The organism is Streptomyces sp. NPDC020958, from assembly GCF_055562175.1.
Map to the genome: position 1 here is coordinate 31,227 of NZ_JBVHFU010000026.1, position 18,143 is coordinate 49,369.

Genomic DNA, 18,143 nt, shown 5'->3' on the forward strand with positions numbered 1-18,143 from the left:
CCTGTCTGCACTCACGTACCACGACCACGCGTACCGCGGGGCAACAACCGACGACCGAAACCCGCGGACGAGACGACTCAGGGGGACAACGGCATGCGAAACAACAACGGCATCCGCAGGGCGGCTCTGGCGACGACGGCAGTCACGGCCGTCACGGCGGCGGTGACCGGCATCCTGCCCGGCACCGCCATGGCGGCGAGCACCACCACCTCCACCCCGCCGCCCGCCTGCCCGGCCTCCGCCCTCCAGGTCAGCGCCTGGCAGGCCGTCCACCGGCCTGTCGGGACCGGGACCGGGGCGGCGGTCGTGCAGTTCACCAACGTCTCCCGGAGGACGTGCGTCCTGAAGGGCCATCCGACGGTCGCGGGCGCCGGCAACGGCTCCCCCGCCCACAACACCCCGCTCAAGGTCACCCGCACCGGCAGGGCGGCCGCCGTGACGGTCCGGCCGCACGGCAAGGCGTGGGTGAAGCTGACCTTCGTCCAGGTCCAGGGGGAGGCCGACGGCTACTGCCTGTCGGGCAAGGACCCGGTGACGTATCCGACGATGGTCATCGGGCTGCCGCACTCCGGGAAGCACCAGGTCGCCCTGAACGACGGGGTGTGGGCCGAGTGCGACAACAAGGTGACCGTCACCCCGGTCTCGGCGGTCAAGCCTTCCTGACCCCCCGTCCCCACAATCGAGCAGCCTGCATGACGATCGCAAGGCTCTGACCTGCACGTTTGCGAGGATCTGCGCATAAGTGCAGGTCAGCGACTCAGCGCACCTTCGGTGCGCTGAGTCGCTGACCTGCGATGATCAAACTCCGATGACACAAACTCACGTCCGTCAAAGCCCGATGGCAAAGGGTCAAGATCCGGTGGCACGGGACATCAGCGTAGGTGGCCATACGCATCGATAGGTGGCCACAGGGCAGGAACCGACCGGACGCAAGCCCGCGTGATATCGCGGGCAAGCCCGAACCAGCACGGGGTCTGGTGCACGATCGGGTGGCATCTTGACCTGCCCCACCTCTCACACGATCTTGATGTGGGATGGTCTTGGCCGCGGCTGGTGTGATCACGGCGTCGGAGCTGACTCAGCTGCGCCACGAGGGCGCCGACGCGCCAGGCTGGGGCCGCCCCTGGAAGCTCCCGCTTCAGGACCGGGTGCTGCTGGTGGCCGCTTGTTGGCGGACCAATCTGACGCTGAGGCAACTCGCGCCGTTGTTCGGGGTGTCGAAGTCGACGGCGGACCGGGTCATCGACCACCTCGGACCGAAGCTCGCCCTCACGCAGCGGCGCCGCTTTCACAAAGACGCCGTGCTGATCGCGGGTCGGCACCCTGGTGCCGACCCGCGATCACTCCATGGCCGAGCAGTCCAAGAACTATCGGTACTCGACGAACCATCAGGTGGTCGTCGACGCCGACACCCGGCGGGTGGTCGTGGTCGGGCGGCCCCTTCCGGGCAACCGCAACGACTGCCGAGCCCGGGCCGAGTCCGGTGCGAAGGGCGCTGTCGGGAAAACCGTCACGATCACCGACGGCGGCTACCGCGGAACGGGACTCGTCATCCCTCACCGGCGTCGCAGCGCGGACGAGGAACTCTCCGACTGGAAGCAGGCGCACAACAAGAGCCACAAACAGGTCCGGGCCCGCGTCGAGCACGTCTTTGCCCGCATGAAGGCCTGGAAGATCTTGCGTGACTGCCGCCTCCGCGGTGACGGCGTGCACCACGCGATGCGTGGCATCGCCCGCCTGCACAACCTCAACGTCGTCGGACAGGCGAACTGGCCACCCTGCCTGCCGCTGACGTGAGCTGCTGGTAAACAACCCAGTCTTCACCACGGTCGAGGTCAGTTCATCTGCCGACGGGCCTGTTTCACCTCGTGGTCGATGGCCCAGGCATCGGCGACCGGGCCCAGGTGGCCCAGCTTGTCGGGGTTGACGACCGAGCGGATGGTCTGGACATGCCCGTCGAGCACGTCGAGGGCCAGGATGTGGAGGACCTTGCCGTCCCGGTCGCGGAAGACCGCGCCCGGCTGGCCGTTGACTTCGTGCGGCTCGAACGTCACGTCGATCCGGGCCATCAGCGGGTAGACGGCGGCAAGCAGTCGGGCCACGTTCTCGGCACCCACGACGGTCCTGGCCAGCTGCGGGGCCTTGCCACCGCCGTCCCCGACCAGCTGCACGTCGGCGGCCAGCAGATTCTGCAGCCCGCCCACGTCGCCGCCCTTCAACGCGTCGAAGAACCGCGTCGCGAGCTCCTGACGCTCCTGACGGTCCGCCTCAAACCGTGGCCGCCCGGCCCGCATGTGCTGCCGCGCCCGAACCAACAGCTGCCGGCACGCCGCCTCCGACCGCCCCACCGCCGCGGCGATCTCGTCGAAGCCGAAGGCGAACACCTCCCGCAGCACGAACACCGACCGCTCCAGCGGGCTGAGCCGCTCCAACAGCAATAGCGCCGCCATCGAGACCGAGTCGGCCAGCTCCGCCGAGCGTTCCGGGTCCTGGTACGGATCGCTGAGCAGCGGCTCGGGGAGCCACGGTCCGACGTACTGCTCCCGCCGCACCCGTGCGGAGCGCAGCACGTCGATCGAAATCCGCGTCACCGTGGCCGACAGAAACGCCTTGGGCGACGCGACCCGGGTCGTCGAGGCATCGAAGCGGAGCCACGTCTCCTGCACCGCGTCCTCGGCCTCGCCCACGCTGCCCACAATCCGGTAGGCGATCGAGAACAGCAGCGGCCGCAGCTCCTCGAACTCCTCGACCTTGCTCACGCCCACTCCTCTTTGAGGTCCTCTTCGCCCCGGCCGTACTGGCCGACGCGGGCATCTTCAGATGATCATTCGGTCAAGCGGCGGACCGGGGCAACGTCCCGTTTCCGGGTCTGGGGCCCGTCCCGGGCCCCGGAACGTACCGCCGCTCAGTGGAACTGCCCGACCACGTAGTCGCCGGCCGGCTGCTGGGTGACGATATTGAGCCGGTTCACCGTGTTCATGAAAGACACCAGCATCACCAGGGCGGTGAGCTGCTCCTCGTCGTAGTGCTTGGCGGCCCGGGCCCACACCTCGTCGCTGACCCCGCCGGCCGCGTCCGCGACCCGGGTCCCCTGCTCCGCCAGCTCCAGCGCAGCACGCTCGGCCTCGGTGAACACCGTGGCCTCCCGCCACGCCGCGACCAGGTGCAGCCGCACCGAGGTCTCGCCAGCAGCGGCGGCCTCCTTGGTGTGCATGTCGATGCAGACGGCGCAGCCGTTGATCTGGCTCACGCGCAGCGCCACCAGCTCCTGCGTCACGGCCGGCAGCGGCGAGTCCTTGAGCGCCTTGCCCGCCGACATGAAGTACTTCAGGGCCTTGCCGGCGGTCGGGCCGGCGAAGTAGTTCAGTCGCGCGTCCATGGTGTGCTCCTCTGCGGTCGTCAGTGAATACACCCCCTGAGACGAGGTAGCCCGACACTCTGTGACATGGACGAATGTGACCCGCGTCACCCCGCCGTCGGCGCGCGTCAAATGGCGAAGGACTCGCCTTCCACGGAGCTTCCAGAGCCGACCACGGCCCACGCGCCGACACGCGAACGGCGCAGACGAGCCCTTGGGTAGCGCCTGGGGTGAGCACATAGAGATTACTTACGGGACATCGCTCACGAGTTCGTGCACGACAAGCGGTGAGGCGTCGAGGAACTCGGTGGGGCTCGCCGTTCACGTCTGCGGTGTCGGGCTCAGGTCTGCGGTCCGCTGATGGGAGAGCAGGCCGGCGACGGCTTGGACGATGTCGCTCATGTGCTCGCGGCGGCCGAGGTGGCGGGCCGGCGCCCTCAGCATCTCCCGTACCGGGGTGACAACAGAAGGATCGGCCCGTTGGCAGCGTGGTGGGGAGGCCGCGGAGTGGGAGGAGTTCCTTGGCCACTTCGAGCGGAGGAAAGTAGCTCTGGGTGACTGCGGTCCCGCCTACGGCACCAGTTGTCAGCATGAACACAGCCGCGTTCGCTGCCCAGTCCCGTTGCTCCGCGCGATGGGGGACGGGTTGCGGCCGAACCCGCTCACTGTCATGTGAGCGGGAGGCTGAGGACTCCGCAGTCGTGTCCGACGATCAGCTCCGAGCCCGCTGTGGCCAGACAGGTGAGCGCCACGTCCAGGGCGATGTGCTGCATCGCGCCGGTCTCCGGTTCCCACCTACGCAGTCGGTGACCGTGACGGGTGCCGGTGACCAGGACCGTGCGGTCACCCTGCAGGGTGGCGGTGATGACCGGCAGGCCGGCGGTGCCTGTGGAGACGGGCAGCCCGTCGCCGATCGGGGCACCGGTGGCCGGGTCCCACAGCATGACCACGCCGCGGTCGTCTCCCGTGGCCAGCACCGTTCGGTCGGGTGTGGGCACCGCCACCACAGCCGCCACACGGTGGTCGGCATCGGCGAGGGCACCTGCGCTCAGTTGCACGGCCGCGCCCTTTTCCCAGGGGTCGTCGACGGCTGGATCCCACACGTGAAGGCGGCCGGCGGTGTCCGAGGCCGCGATCAGCGTGTGGCCGGCGGCGATCGGGACGGCGGCGATCGACTGGATCGGACTGCCATAGGGGTTGAGGCGGCCGACGCACTCACCGGTATCCGGATCCCACAGCCGGACCGCGCCTCGGGGGGTGGCGGTGACGAGCAGGGTGCGGCCGTCGGAGACGGTCGCGGCACACATTCCGGTCACCCCGCCGGGCCAGTTTCCGGCCGGTTCACGAACCGGCTGCCCGGTGGCAGGGTCCCACAGGCCGATCGTCCCGGTGTCGCCTCCGCTCGCCAGAAGGACGCGGCCGTCGGTCAGGGGCAGGGCCGTCATCGAGCGGATATGGTCAGGATGTCCTGGCAGCGGGTCATGGACGAGCCGGCCGTCGGCCACGTCCCACAGGCGCACCACGCCCGCCTCCCCGGCGCCAGCCACGAGCGTCGGCCGACCGGGGCGGGACAACACCGCCAGTGAGCTGACACCCCCGAACGGACCGGGCCCGGAATCGGAGAACACCGATATACGGCCCCAGGGTGTGCCGTCGGCCGCGAGCACCACGTTCCCGCCCTGCCGGAACCGAGTCGCTGCTTCACCCGTTCTTCGGGCCGCCGCCGACTCCACTGTCGCAGCCGCCCCGTCGGAGTCGGTCCACGCCTCCGTCGAACGGTGCTGGGGGCGCGCACCGTCCGGGTGGTCCGCCAGGCCGTCAGCGATAGTCCATGTCTGCTCGCAGTCCCAACAGCGGAAGTATCCGGTGAGCGACATCAGTTGGCGGGCCAGTTCCCTTGCGGCCCGTTGTGGGGTGCCCCTGACCGCAACCATACCGGCGACCAGGCACAGGACGGCCTGCCCCGGCGTTTGGGGAGGTACCCCTGCCACCGCGACTTCGCGGGCCACCCGCACGAAGGGCTCCCACACCTTCCCCAGCGCTTCCTCCCGCAATGCCGCGGCGACCTCCTCCCAGGGATGTCCTCCCTGTCGGGCAGGTGCGGGATCAGGCAACCCCGGAACCTCGGAAGGCGGACGCGCCGGGTTCACGAAGAACTCGGCGATCTCGGTGTCGCTCCCGCACCCGGGACACACCAGCAGGAGGCCACTTTCCCGAGGATCGAGGAGCCGCCCCAGCGCTTCGCCCATGTGGTGGCCGGCGGAGGCCACGCAGGAGAGCACGAGGTGGGCGCAGACCAGCGCGGGAGTATCGGCGACGAGGAGACTTCGGGTGGCCCCCCGCTCGGCCAGACGCAGCGCGGCGCTGAACCCCGCCTCCAAATCGGCCGGGACGGGGGGCCTGTGATCGGCAGTCATGATGAATCCCAGGTCCACCCAGAAGTCCACGGTCTGTCCGGGGGGCAGGGCCGCTGCCGCCTCCACGAGATGCGGCAGGGCCGCATAGGCCCCGTCTGCGACGACTCCGTCATCGATCAGGCCACCGGCCAGGTATGTCCAGGTCTGCTGCCACGCGTCGCCGCTCCCGGTGGCAGCCGCAGAGGCCAACTGCTCCAGGAGTGCTTCCACCTCCTCGACCTTCACACCGTCAAGATCACGCCAACGAGCGCTGTGCAAGGGCAGCTTCGGAATCACGGAACGAGTCTCGCAGGAGGCACTGACAATCAGGAAGCGGCTTGGTGTCGGCAGCCTTTCGACCAGCTCGTCATCCGATCGACGGCCCCTTGGCCTGAACCAAGGCTTCCCGTCCCGGCGGCGGAGGTCCCCTGGCGGCTGACCAGCTTGAACTGGCCGGCTTCCCTGACGGGGGCGTGTTCAGGATGCTGCACACGACGGCACGTGCACGGGCACAGCCTCGCGGTGCCCCAGACGGTGGCGATCGAGCACCTCGCGCACCGCCACTTCGAGGCCCAGCAGCTGACAGGGCGTTCATCGGAAGACGCTGCCGGCCGCTGGCGTGAGGCTCTCCACGCGTTCTTCACGATCCTGCCGACGCCCGAAGGCGCCGAGGAGGAGGCCTTGGACCGAGTGGCCGAACGCCGTCTCCCCGCCCGAACCGCATCAGTCGACGGAGACGTCGGCAAGGCCGAAGCCCACAGCATCCGGGACACCGTGGTCTGGCTGACCCTGCTCGCCGCTTTCGAGGACCGGAACCAGATGCTCTGGTCTCTCTCTGGTAACCAGGACTTCGCCGCGCGCTCCGCGTTTCACCCCGATCTGCGTGCAGAAGCAGAACAGCGTCTGGGCACGGACAGATCACTTTTCCTGGGTCTGATCAAGGACGGCATTCCCGCGCTGTTGAAGCGATGGGGTACCAAAGTGACGGTAAGCGCCCAGGACCTGGACCTTCTGGTGCGCTCGGAGTCGGTTGTGCAGCAGGTGCGGGCCGTGATCACAGGGCCTGCGCGGCCTTTCGCCCCGGACTTCCCGGTGCCCGGCACGGGCCTCCTGGCCTTTGACGGCCGGCTCGGCAGACCTCTGGCTCATCAGGTCGACGACAGGCTGTGGGTGCCCAGCAGAATCCGCTGGAGGGCCCACGGGGAGGAACACACGTGTTCCGGCTCCCTTCCCATGCGCGACAGGATGCCCCTCCGGCCCACTGTTGCGGTACCGACCGGCCGTCACGCCGATTCCGGTACCGCTCCAGCGCCTGTCGCAGCAGCTCGTACGGCTTCGCCGCCACGGGCCCGTCCGGCTGCAGGTGGTAGCCCTCCCCGATACGCAGGACGTCGACGGACTCCCACGGCACGAACCCGTGGATCTCCAGCGCCTTCGCCGTCGGCAGCGGCAGGTTGCGCAGCTCCTCGTCGGCGATCGGGATGACCTGCGTCTTCGTCAGCTCGTAGCCCTTGCCGATCTCGTCCGGACGGGCCTCTCGGTCCTCGGCCTCGCAGAACTTGCGCACCCGGACCCGAGCCATGTCCTCCACGTGGTACTGGTGGAAGCACACCGCGTGGTCCTCGGTCGCGCTGACCACGTGAACCGGCACCGTGACCAGGCCGAAGCTGATCGCGCCGGACCAGATACTGCAGGGCATCGCGAACCTCCGTGCCAGGCCCCGAGCCCTCTCGGCCTACGGTCCTACCCACTGCCGGGCACGGCCACCGCAAAATGTCCAGGCACCAGGTCCGACGCTCGCACGCGCTGCCTTGACCTGCTGGTGGGTGAGTCCCCCAAGTCCATCGACGGTCTGCGGCGAGGTCGGTGTCGAACGGGCCGGTTCCCTCATCCCCATGCTGGCTCCTGATGCGGCTGTCCCGGACGAGGCGCGATGGCTCGGGCCTTACTGCTTCATTCGGAGGCGAATGGCTCGGAAGGCCTTGGTGGTGGCCGCGATGGTCGCAGCTGCGGCAATGCCGCCGAGGAAGTCGCCCAGCGCGGCATACAGGACCTCGCTCATCGGGCCGCTGCCGCAGTCGCGCGAGCCGTGTGCAGAGCGCCGATCCGCTTGAGCTTGCGGCGTACCCGCTCGCCGAGGGCCCATGGATCCTCGGCCTCCCAGTCCTCGGCCTCCCAGTCCTCGGCTTCCAAGTCCTGGATGACCTGTTTCGCGGCCTGTTTCCAGGAAGAGACCTGCGGCTGGGCCCAGGCGAGCGCGACTGCACGTTCAAGAGGGAGCAGGGCGCGCAGCACGTTGGCCAGCCGGCTGTCGTCGGGTTCCCAGTCGTTCTGCGGGTTCGCGAGATGAGCGGTCGAGGCCACCAGGTCGTACAGGGTCATACCGTCAGAGCTGAGCGGTGTGTCAAGCAGTACGACCGGCATGCCGAACGCCTGGCGCTCCCACAACGGTCGCAGTTGGCGGTGGATCAGCCGGGCCTCAGTCTTGAGCAGGGACAAGGCATCGGCGTCGAGCACGCCCTCCGTCCGCAGGTTGCGGGTCCAGTCGCCGAGCAGCGCGGTCGCCACGGCTTCCTGCCACTGCGGCCCTCGCCGCAGGCCCAGTACGTCGTGTGTGAATGCGGCGACGCGGTGCTCCTGGCCCTTCAGGGCTGCCTGGCGGGCACCGAGAGCGCGCACGGTGTCGGGCACGCGGATGGCTCCCGCGGGATCGAGCTCGCACACGGTCCTGGTCAGCTGCGTTGGGATAGGACGGGGGAGGGAGGCGAACGGCCCCTCGCTGTTGAGGAATTCGGAGAGCGACCCGTCGCGGACCGGGCCGATGCCGACGCCGTCCGCGGACACTCTGTACAGGCCGTCGGTGTCCCTGGCCACCCCCGTGATTGCCAGGACGTGCCCATACGGGTTGCTCACATCCATGCCCTGCGCGGTGCCCCGGAGGAACAACGGCCAGTCCTCACAGTGCGGGTAACTCCACATCGCAGTCCCCATCCTTTGCAGCCGTCGGTTGAAGCTTCCCTTCTCAGGGACGGCAGGGCCCCAGACCGGCAAAGAATCTTGAAATCCTCGATGTGGCCTGAATCACATCGAATTGGAGGGGGTGTCCGCGCCGGTCCACTACGACGCTCAGACTGACCAACTGTGACGCCCAGTCGCAGCTCGGGGCTCACGCCCGCCCCTGCTCCGTCGACCGAACGGGGCCCTCCTGCGCGACGGACGGTGCCACGAACCCACACCTCCACCGCCACTTGTGGCTTGACAGACAGCATCAGGAAACAGCGGCCACGCTGAAAGAGCTCAGTGAACATCGCCCGGAGATTGTGTGAGCAAAGGCGCGCCGACGAGACCGCGCGTTCCCGTGCAGCCGGGCGTCGGCCCTGGTCGCAGGGGGCGGGCAGCCCCGACCCCGCTGAAGCACCGGGTGGGGACTCGATTGCCTGTGCGAAGTTACTTGCTCATACCGGTCTATGCTGGCGCCGGGCTGCGCAGGGTGTCGGCCGATTGCCTTTCCCTCCAGCAGCCTTGACAGGAGCGGGGCGCGCCACCGCTCGTAGAAACGTTCGTACAGGGACACGCGAAAATTGATCAGGCACTTGTTGGGCAGACGAAAAGTCGCGAGCCAGAAGGGCGCGCTCGCCGGCCTCTCGGTGCCGCAGAGTGCGGGCCTCCTCAGCTTCCGCGTCATCGACCCGGTCGGTGAGCCCCTGGTGCAGGCGCAGTACACGCTGAACGACAGCCAGGGACGCAAGGTCGTCGCAGGGGAGACGGACCCGTACGGCTGGGGCGTCGTCGTGGTCCCCGTCGGCGAGTACCGCATGTCGGTCTCGGCGGACGGCTTCACCGCGTACCTGGGACACGCGTCCGTGCGAGAGGGGGGTGCGCCCGTTGCGCTCGGTGACCTCACCCTGCATGCCGCGCCCACGCTGCCCCTGCCCGAACCGGGCGAGTGGGAGATCGAGGCCGCGCACACCCGAATAGGCTTCACCGCCCGCCACATCGGTCTCGGCCGCGTTTACGGCGGCTTCGGCAACTTTGCCGGGGCCATCAGGGTCGGCAGCAGCATGGAGCACACCGCGATGCACGTCGTCATCGACGCGGCATCGATCGACACCAACGTCAAGATGCGTGACAACCACCTGCGGTCCGGGGACTTCCTCGATGTGGAGAACTTCCCGACCCTGGAGTTCTACAGCGACCGCTTCGTGCACCGCGGCGGCCAGAACTGGGCGATCACAGGCGGTCTCACCCTCCACGGGGTGACCCGCACGGTGACCCTCGCCGCGCAGTACAACGGCGTGCGGGTGGGCATGGAGGGCGAGACCCGCGCCGCCATCCACGCCACGACCGAACTGCACCGCGAGGACTACGACATCAACTGGCAGACCATGCTGGCGCGCAACATCGCCGTGGTCGGCTCGAACATCAAGGTTGACCTGGACATCCAGGTCGTCCCCAAGGGCACCGAGCTGGAATTCAAGTAACTCAGAGGCGAACTCCGCAGAGCCGTGTACGGACCCGACCGGTCCCGTACGCGGCTCTCCTGCGTTCCGGGCCGGGCGCCGACAACAGGTGCGAACACAATGAGCTCTTTCAGAGTGGCCATCGATCGGGTGACGGATGGGTGGGCCGCAACGCACAGGGCTCCCGTGCTGTTGAAGGAGGCGTTCGAAGTCCCAACTCATCCGTACAGGGGTCCTGTTGGTTCCCCATCCTGCCGTACTCGACCTCCCGCACTCGCTGGTCGAGTGGCTGACCATGCTCATCGCCACCCGCGAGGGTGACCGTCGCCGCAAGCTTCCGCCGCACCGGCCTGCACCGCTCTGCGCAACGGGCACCGGGACAAGACACTGACCACGCAGGCCGGCGACCTGGACCTGGGCATGCACAAGCTGCGCTCGGGCAGCTTCTTCCCCAGCCTGCTGGAGCGCCCGCCGCCGCATTGACCAGGCCCTGTTCGCCGTCGTCATGGAGGTCAAGGCCCTTGGCGCGGACAGCGGGATCTCCAAGAGCGAGGTCTGGCGGATCTGCGCCGACCTGGAAGCGCCGCATGTCGCCGCCGCTGCGGTGCTCTCCGCGGTGGTGCCCCCAGGTGACCTCGTCGACCAGGCGGCCACGGTCATTGCGCAGGGTGGCAGTGTCGGCGTCGTCGTTCCACACGTAGGCGCGGCGGTCCTGGTAGACGTCGGTGGCGCTGTCGCGGCCGATGCCGGTGTGTGGACACAGACCGTGGAACGGCCCTCCAGGTGGACGTGGCGGAAGGCGTAGGTGGGGCCGGCCTCGTCGGACAGCGTCCAGTCGCCCAGGTTCACCGCCCGGCGGGAGGTGTTGGTGACGTCCACCCCTTCCTTGTTCAGGGAGCGGTTGGAGCGGTCGGCACGCCTCTCGGACACAACCGCCGACGACACGGTGACGAGGGCCTCGACCTGACGGTCGGGGTCCTCGCTGCGTCGGCTTTCCTCCATGCCGCTGCACCGCCGCGCGTACGCAGGCGGGCAGCACAGGACCATACGAATGATTCACCGGTTCCACAGGGTGAACGACGGCACTGTGCGCCCCGGGTCGGGGGTCGACAGCCGCTCGCGACCTTACGTTGACCCGTGTGACGCTGAGTTACGCCTTTGTGAACCTGAAGCCCGGGGTGGGAAAGACGACCAGCGCGGTCTGGCTGGCCCACGCACTTCACGCGTCGGGCATCCCACCGTTGCTGGTCGACAGCGACCCCGCTTCCTCCGCGCTGCGCTGGAGCGAATTGGCAGGTGGCTTCCCGTTTCCAGTGGTCGCTCTGCCGGTGGGCGACGTGCACCGGCGCGTGAACGACTTCCTGGGCGACCGGCAGGCCGTCGTGTTCGACGCTCCGCAGATGGAGGACCACGCACACATCACCCGCAGCATCATGAGATACGCAAGCGAATGGATCGTGCCGGTGACTCCGGCTCCCATCGAGCTGGATCGCATGGCGCCCATCGGTGGCGAGATGGGCGACGTACAGTCCTTGCGCGTCCGGCCGGCCCGCGCCGCCGTCCTGCTGAACCGAACGAACCGGGCCGACGCCACGCGGACCGGTCCCGACGCCGACGCCCGCGAAGCTCTCACCGAGCGGGGCTTCGACGTGCTGTCCACCCACATTCCGCGGCTCGACCTGTACGCCCAGTCATTCGGAAGTCCGGTGGTGGCCAAGAGGTCGGCGTACATGGACCTCGCAGATGAAGTCATCAAGCGACAGGACAAGACATGAATCAGCGCAAGGACACCTACCGGGCCGCATTGCAGCGCGGACCGGACGCCGGTCTGCCGCGTCCCGTCAAAGTCACTCGGCTGCACTCCCGATACGTGCGGGTGACCATCGAGTTCGACACCGGCCTGCCGCGTGACCTCGTGCAATGGGCAGAGGCACCGGTCTCCGCGATGATGCGGGCCGGCGCCGCCGCCCTGCGACCCCTGAGAAGTGCCTCGGGAGCCGGGTGACGCAGTCGTACAAGCCTTCTCGGGCTCCCGGTGGGCGGACGATCAGCGCAGGCCGGCGAAGAGGTCGTTCTCGGGCGTGGCCGCGCCGGTGGTGTCCTGGACACGTACGAAGGTCTCGACGCCCATCAGCTCGGTGAACCTCTCCCGGCCCATCTTGAGGAAGAAGATGTTCTCGCCCTGGCTGGCGTGCGCGGCCAGCGCATCGAACTTCTGGCCGCCGAACGCGGTGGTGTCCACCCAGGCGGTGATTTCCTCGTCGGGGAGTCCGATCTCCGCGATGGCGGCGGCCTCAGCGGGGTCCGGCTCCGGTACGTCCGCACCGAACTCGCGCATGGTCTCCCCGAACCGTCGCATCATCGAGCGTGGTGCCGTCGTCCAGTACACCTTCGGTGTCGGCGCGGTCATCTTCAGTGCCGCCATCGTGATGCGGTTGGCCTGGATGTGGTCGGGGTGGCCGTAGAAGCCGTTTTCGTCGTAGGTGATGACCACATCGGGTCGATAGCGCCGCAGGAGTTCCGCGAGTCGGGCAGCGCCCTCCTCCACGGGTGTCTGCCAGAAGGAGCCGGGGGCGTCGTTGGTCGGCCAGCCCATCATTCCGGAGTCGGCGTAGTCCAGCGTCTCCACATGACTGATCTTCAGGATGTCGCAGCTCGCCTCGAGTTCTTGACGCCGCATCAAGGCGACGGCGGCCGGATCGTGCCCCGGATCGCCCGGCTTGACGCCCCCGGGCCCGTCACCGCAACCGCCGTCGGTACACGTCACGAGGACCGTGCGAATGCCCTCCGCGGCGTACCGCGCGAGGACGCCTCCCGTTCCGGTGGCCTCGTCGTCCGGGTGGGCGTGTACCGCCATGAGCGTCAAGGGCCGGTCGTTCATGAATCAGTCCTCCTGCGTGATAAGGCCTCGGTCCGAGTCCGCGGCCGGTACATGAGCGGGCGCCCCTTGACAGCAGATCATCGGGGGCACCGCGTCCCGCCCGCGCGACGCCGGTCCCTCGGCCGGTGCAACAGAGCCGGCCGCACCTGCTGTTCCCGCCGCACACGGGAACACCGGCACTATTGCTCGGTGAGCCGCCGGCTGCTCGCGCTGGTGCCCGCAGCGACGATCCCTTGTACCGACGCGGTGCCGGCTCAGGACGACACCGCGGAGGCGCGCTACGCCGCGCGCCCCTCACCAACGAAAGTGCTGGTCGGGAGCGATCCCGGCCAGCACTTTCTGCATTCGGTGATCTGCGGCTCTCACCGTTGGAACGCCGACAGTCCGTTCGGGGTGCCGTTGCCAGTGGGGGCGTCGTAGCCCGGAACCGCTGTGCAGAGGTAGTCGCCGTCGCAGGTGCCGTTGGAGCCGGCCGCCACGTCGTTGAGGCTCGCCGCACCGGCTGAGTACAGGCGCGAGGCGTCGGGGAAGGCGGCGGGGTCACCGGCGAGTGCGATGACACCGGCCAAGAACGGCGCCGAGGCACTGGTGCCCCCCACGACCGTCCACCCACCGCTGCCCCAGGGCACGGAGGTGACGTAGACGGCGAGGCCGGTGTCGGGGTCGGCGACGGCGGACACGTCCGCGATCGTGCGACCGGGGCAGTCGGTGTCCTGCTGCCAGGACGGCTTGTCGACCCAGGCCGAGCAGCCGCTGCCCGACCCTGCCCAGGCGGACTCCTGCCAGCCGCGGTCGTTGTCGGCACGGGTGAGCGAGGTGCCGCCCACCGCGGTGACGCTGGAGTATGCGGCCGGGAAGGTCGGGAAGGTGTAGCCGGAGTCACCGGAAGAGGCGACCACCGCCACGCCGGGGTGGCTGTAGTCCTTGGCGAAAGCGGTCGTGCCGTGCGCTTCGGCACCGCCGTAGCTGTTGGACACCTCGGTGGCGCCCAGGGCCACGGAGGTGTCCACCGCGGCGGCCAGATCCGCCATCAGGGGTTCGTCGGCCTCGACCAGCAGGATGTGGCACTGGGGGCAGGCGGCGGAGGCCATCTCCAGGTCGAGCGCCGTTTCGGTGGCCCAGCCGCTGGCGGCGCCGGACTGCGGCAGGGGGGCGGCGGCGCCGCGCTGGTTGACCTTGCGGAAGCAGCCGTTGTCCGTGGTGCACGGGGGCAGTCCGTAGGTCGTGCGGTAGACCGCGAGGTCGGCCTCGGCGGTCGGATCGTCGTACGCGTCGACCAGGGCGATGGTCTGGCCCTCGCCGCCGGTCGACGGCAGGCGGTAGGCCGAGCGCAGGTCCGCCGGGCCGTAGCCCTCCGGGAGGTCCGTCGCAGCGGTGCTCACACCGGCGCGGACCTTGGCGGACCCGGCCGGTCCGCGAACTCCCAGGCCGCCGTGGACGTCGGTGCGTACGAGGGCGAAGCACCGGGCCTGCCCGGCGGGGGCGGTGCCGCAGGCGCGTTCGACATGCGGCTGCGCCGTGGTGCCGCCGGCCGCCTGGGCGGTGCCGACGGCGGGCAACGCGAGGGCCACGAGCAGGGCGGTCACGGCGGCCCGGGTGGTCCGCATCAGGCGGGTGGTCCGCATCAGGCGGGTGGTGCGTATCGGGCGGGTGGTCATCCGGGGATCGTTCTCCTGGTTCTCCTGATCGGGGGCGGGTGCGATCATGACGTGGTGGCGGCGACGGTGTAGGCGTGCGTGACGGTCTCGGTGAGTGCGTTGCCGTCCGCGTCGGCGGCGGTGACTCGGATCGCCGGACTGGTGCCGCGTGCGGAGTCCGGGTTGGTCCAGCGGGCCCGGTAGTGGCCCTTGGAACCGTGCAGGACGGTGTTCTGCCAGGTCTGGCCGCCGTCGAAGGAGACCTGCACCGCGGCGGAGGTGATCGCCGACCGTGAACCGGCCCCGCCGACGGTCACGTGACCGATGTTCAGACCCATGCTCTGGGCGGTCCGGTGACTGGTGTTCTCGTCGTCCGCGGCCAGGTGGAAGCGCGCGGAGAGCAGCGGCAGGACCTGGCAGGGCGTGGTCGGCGACTGCCCTTCGCAGGTGAACGGGGTCGGCAGGAGGGAGTCGGTGTCACCGGGCGAAGGCAGGCCGAAGGTCAGCTCGGTGTGGGCGGTGGTGGACTGGCTGAGGGTGGTGTCGCCGGTGAAGTCCTGGTCGGCGACCATCCGGTAGCGGGCGTCGGACGCCGTCTGGCCGTCGACGTAGACGGCCGTGTTGCCGGGTCTGTCGTCCAGGAGTGTGCCGTCGCGGTACAGCTGGGCGTGGAAGGCGTGCGGCCGCTCGTCGTAGACGCTGATGTCACCGTTGTGGTCCGGCTCGCTGTCGGTCGCGCTGAGGAAGACCAGCAGGTTGCCGTCCGCGAGGCAGGCGGCGCAGTCCGAGCCGCCGAACGGGCCGCTCGTGTACTGGCCAAGGCCCAGGCCGATCGGACCGCGGGCCCAGTCCTGGGTGTAGGTGCGGCCCGGAGTGAAGGTGCGGTTGCCCGAGTTGAAGGCGAGGCTCGTGCCGGGGAAGGACTGCTGGATCCAGACGCCACCGTTGTTGCTGCTCAGGTAGTCGGTGACGCGGGCGGGCATGGTCTGTGCCACGGCCGCGGAGAAGGCGGCCGGGAGTCCGGGGCCGAGTTCGCCGCTGGTGATGATGCCGTCCGGGGAGGCCGCCGGGTCGCGGACGTAGCGTTCCCGGACGGTGGCGAGCTGCTTCCCGGTGACCGTGATCCGCTGGTCGGCCGCCACCCGGTCGGAGAGGTGCCCGGTGAGGTCGTAGCGGTAGGGGTCGGCGGTGTCCGTGCCGTGGCCCGACCACTGGGCGAAGTAGGCGACCTTGCCGGTCGTGGCGGCCGGCTGGGGATTGACGTAGACGGGGGTGGCGTCGGTGGAGACCGCCGAGGCGGTGGGGGCCGCGTCGACCGAGCCGTCGGCGGCGTCGGTACGGCCCCAGGTGGCGGCGACGTAGTCGGCGGTGGCCGGGCGTGGCGTGGCGGCGGCGACCTGCGCGGTGGCCGTGCGGGCGTCCAGGTCCGCGGTGGTCGCGCCGGTCACGTCGAGGTCGGTCAGGGTGACCAGGGACTGCGCGGTGACATTGCCCGAGGTGTCGAAGTCCACCACCGGGGCGGCCAGGCTGTAGTGACCGGTCGGCACGGCCACCTTCTCGATGCCGTCGTCCACCGGAAGGACCGCGGTCATCATGGCGGCGTTGTCGGTGTCCGTCACCAGGACCTGACCGTTGACTCCGGCGCCGGACCGGTCCCCCGCCGTGATCTGGAGGATGTTGAGCTTGTACTTGGCCGCTGCGCCGCTCTCGGCGGGCGTACCCGTGGTGGTTGTGTTGGTGGTGGTCGCGCCGCTCCGGCCGACGGAGGTCACTTCCGCGAACAGCGGGGTGCTGCCCGGCTTGTGGCCGGCGCGGACGTCGGCGGCGATCCGCCGCTTCAGCAGCCGCGCCAGCTTCCTGCCGGACGCGGCCGTGGTGTACCCGCGGGCGGAGGCGCCGTGTGCGGTCGAGCCGCTGGTGGACGTCAGGGTCAGCCCGGCGGGGGTGCTCGGCTTCGCGCCCTTGGCGAAGGACACGGTCACCGGGACGCGGTCGGTCGTCGACGCGGCCCTGGCCAGTGCGGTCACGTCGAACAGGGAGAGGTCCAGCTGCCTGCCGACGTACGGCTGGGCCACAGCCGGGATCACATAGCGGTCACCCGAAGCGTCCTGGAACGACAGGAACGCACCGCTGCCGGCGGCGTGCGAGGCCGGGCGTACGGCGAGGACGCGCGACTGCCCGGCCGCGGTCGTGGTGACCATGACCTGATCACCCGTCACCAGCGTGACGTTCCGGGTGACGGATGCTGTTGCGGCTGCCGTGCCCGGCAGGGCAAGGGCTTCCTGGGCGGCGAGCGCCGGAGCGCCCAGCGTGGCCGTCGCGGTCACCACGACCCCCAGGGCCAGGGCCCCGGTGACGAGGGGGCCGCGGGACCGGCGGGCAGCGGCTTCCCGGGAGGTGGCGGACATCCTTCGGGACAACTTGCGGGACAGCCTGCGGGACAACAGGGTCGATCTCACTCATGGCTCCTTGGGTGGGTGACGTCCGGCGTGGGACGGTGCGAGCACGGCCGTGCCGGGCAGCCGGCGGCCGGGACGGCCGGTGCGGGAACCACTCGGGCGCCGGGCCCCGAGCAGTGGGTCAGGAGGCGGCCGGCCCGGTGATGAGCTGACCGTGGGCGTCGTAGGGCCAGCCGTTGATCACACAGCCGTGCAGGCCCTTGATCTGCTGCATCATCACCGGCGCGGGCTTGCCGGGGCCGGGGCAGCCGACGTGGTTGTGGCCCAGCCGGTGGCCGACTTCATGGTTGACGGCCAGCGCGTGGTACAGGTCGGGTTCGTCTCTGTAGTACTGGGTGAGCAGCAGCCAGCGTTTGACGTTGATGACCACGTCGTCACCGCCGCTGCAGTTGACCCAACCCCCGGTGTCCAGGCCGTACTTGGCGCACAGGGTGTCCGTGGTGCCGGGTGAGGCGAGATGGACGGTGAAGTCCACCGGGCCACTGGCGACGCGCTGGAAGGACCACGCACCGCCCGCCGCCCAACCGCGAGTGGTGTCGTCGAGCACGGTGTCGACCTGTCGGGCGAACTTCCCGGGGTCCTGGCGCAGCCCGCCCTCGACGTCGACCGCGTAACGCAGCAGCTTGCCGTTGCCGAAGACCTTGGTGCCGCCGGCGGCCCGGGTGAAGTCACCGTTGCCGCGCTCGGGGAACCACGTCGACGACGATGTGGACGTCGACGAGGAGGACGACGCGGAGGGCGGGACGGAGGACGATACGGCGGGCGACGGCGGGTGCGTCGATGGGGAGGGCGCCGCGGGGTGTGAGGCGGCGTGCGCCGGTGTGACGGCAGGCGTCGGCCTGGTGGCGGCCGTGTACGGGGCGCCGGCACCGGAGGAGGCGCTGGTGTGCATCGCGATGCCGGTGCACACCAGGAACGCGGCAACGGCGCTCAGCCCCAGCACGCCGTTGCG

The 18,143-nt window shown here is 69.6% G+C and carries 12 protein-coding genes and 5 pseudogenes; 7 read left to right on the plus strand and 10 right to left on the minus strand.

All coding sequences use genetic code 11. The annotated features are described in order from the left end of the window. Nucleotides 1-93: 93 nt before the first annotated feature. On the plus strand, nt 94-663 hold the full coding sequence (locus tag ACZ3KP_RS39435) for a DUF4232 domain-containing protein (protein ID WP_467505796.1): 570 nt from the start codon (nt 94-96) through the stop codon (nt 661-663). A gap of 371 nt (nt 664-1,034) precedes the next feature. Continuing rightward, nucleotides 1,035-1,797: pseudogene (locus ACZ3KP_RS39440) on the plus strand (transposase). A gap of 38 nt (nt 1,798-1,835) precedes the next feature. Here ACZ3KP_RS39440 and ACZ3KP_RS39445 read toward each other — a convergent pair. The 5 genes and pseudogenes from ACZ3KP_RS39445 to ACZ3KP_RS39465 all read right to left on the minus strand — a co-directional run bounded on the left by ACZ3KP_RS39445 (nt 1,836) and on the right by ACZ3KP_RS39465 (nt 8,700). Then, nucleotides 1,836-2,759 carry an RNA polymerase sigma-70 factor gene (locus ACZ3KP_RS39445; protein ID WP_467505798.1) on the minus strand — a complete coding sequence of 308 codons (924 nt, stop codon included), beginning with the start codon at nt 2,757-2,759 and terminating at the stop codon, nt 1,836-1,838. A 146-nt stretch (nt 2,760-2,905) separates the two neighbouring features. Next, nucleotides 2,906-3,379 carry a carboxymuconolactone decarboxylase family protein gene (locus ACZ3KP_RS39450; RefSeq protein ID WP_467505799.1) on the minus strand — a complete coding sequence of 158 codons (474 nt, stop codon included), beginning with the start codon at nt 3,377-3,379 and terminating at the stop codon, nt 2,906-2,908. Nucleotides 3,380-4,026: 647 nt separating this feature from the next. Beyond that, complete coding sequence (locus tag ACZ3KP_RS39455) at nt 4,027-6,000, minus strand: WD40 repeat domain-containing protein (RefSeq protein ID WP_467505800.1); 1,974 nt, start codon at nt 5,998-6,000, stop codon at nt 4,027-4,029. A gap of 1,054 nt (nt 6,001-7,054) precedes the next feature. After that, a pseudogene (locus ACZ3KP_RS39460) lies at nt 7,055-7,453 on the minus strand (Ku protein); the annotation flags it as partial. Nucleotides 7,454-7,812: 359 nt separating this feature from the next. Further along, complete coding sequence (locus tag ACZ3KP_RS39465; protein WP_467505802.1) at nt 7,813-8,700, minus strand: hypothetical protein; 888 nt, start codon at nt 8,698-8,700, stop codon at nt 7,813-7,815. Nucleotides 8,701-9,350: 650 nt separating this feature from the next. Between ACZ3KP_RS39465 and ACZ3KP_RS39470 the strand changes: the two genes are divergently transcribed. From ACZ3KP_RS39470 to ACZ3KP_RS39480, 3 genes and pseudogenes are all read left to right on the plus strand, one after another. Then, a complete protein-coding gene (locus ACZ3KP_RS39470) occupies nt 9,351-10,235 on the plus strand; it encodes a YceI family protein (RefSeq protein ID WP_467505804.1) in 885 nt (294 codons plus the stop codon). Nucleotides 10,236-10,452: 217 nt separating this feature from the next. Then, nucleotides 10,453-10,569: pseudogene (locus ACZ3KP_RS39475) on the plus strand (IS5/IS1182 family transposase); the annotation flags it as partial. Next, nucleotides 10,569-10,794: pseudogene (locus ACZ3KP_RS39480) on the plus strand (transposase); the annotation flags it as partial. The pseudogenes ACZ3KP_RS39475 and ACZ3KP_RS39480, both read left to right, overlap by 1 nt. A 3-nt stretch (nt 10,795-10,797) precedes the next feature. Here the strand turns inward: ACZ3KP_RS39480 and ACZ3KP_RS39485 are convergent. After that, nucleotides 10,798-11,216: pseudogene (locus ACZ3KP_RS39485) on the minus strand (lamin tail domain-containing protein); the annotation flags it as partial. Nucleotides 11,217-11,353: 137 nt separating this feature from the next. Between ACZ3KP_RS39485 and ACZ3KP_RS39490 the strand changes: the two are divergent. Together ACZ3KP_RS39490 and ACZ3KP_RS39495 are read left to right on the plus strand one after the other, a co-directional pair. Further along, entirely contained in the window at nt 11,354-11,989 is a 636-nt protein-coding gene (locus ACZ3KP_RS39490; RefSeq protein WP_467505806.1) for a nucleotide-binding protein, read from the plus strand. Next, nucleotides 11,986-12,219 (plus strand): hypothetical protein, encoded by a 234-nt coding sequence (locus tag ACZ3KP_RS39495; RefSeq protein ID WP_467505807.1) that lies wholly within the window; start codon nt 11,986-11,988, stop codon nt 12,217-12,219. Before ACZ3KP_RS39490 ends, ACZ3KP_RS39495 begins: the two co-directional genes overlap by 4 nt. 42 nt (nt 12,220-12,261) lie before the next feature. On the opposite strand, the gene ACZ3KP_RS39500 is transcribed toward ACZ3KP_RS39495, so the two are convergent. From ACZ3KP_RS39500 to ACZ3KP_RS39515, 4 genes are all read right to left on the minus strand, one after another. Continuing rightward, nucleotides 12,262-13,095, minus strand: a complete 834-nt coding sequence (locus tag ACZ3KP_RS39500; protein ID WP_467505809.1) for a PIG-L family deacetylase — start codon at nt 13,093-13,095, stop codon at nt 12,262-12,264. A gap of 362 nt (nt 13,096-13,457) precedes the next feature. Continuing rightward, the gene (locus ACZ3KP_RS39505) at nt 13,458-14,801 is read right to left on the minus strand and encodes a S53 family peptidase (protein ID WP_467505810.1); all 1,344 of its coding nucleotides are present in this window, start codon (nt 14,799-14,801) and stop codon (nt 13,458-13,460) included. Next, complete coding sequence (locus tag ACZ3KP_RS39510) at nt 14,798-17,191, minus strand: hypothetical protein (protein WP_467505811.1); 2,394 nt, start codon at nt 17,189-17,191, stop codon at nt 14,798-14,800. The genes ACZ3KP_RS39505 and ACZ3KP_RS39510 overlap by 4 nt, the downstream gene beginning before the upstream one ends. A 121-nt stretch (nt 17,192-17,312) precedes the next feature. Continuing rightward, nucleotides 17,313-18,134, minus strand: coding sequence for a DUF3152 domain-containing protein (locus ACZ3KP_RS39515; protein ID WP_467505812.1), 822 nt, complete (start codon nt 18,132-18,134; stop codon nt 17,313-17,315). Between the last annotated feature and the right edge of the window lie 9 nt (nt 18,135-18,143).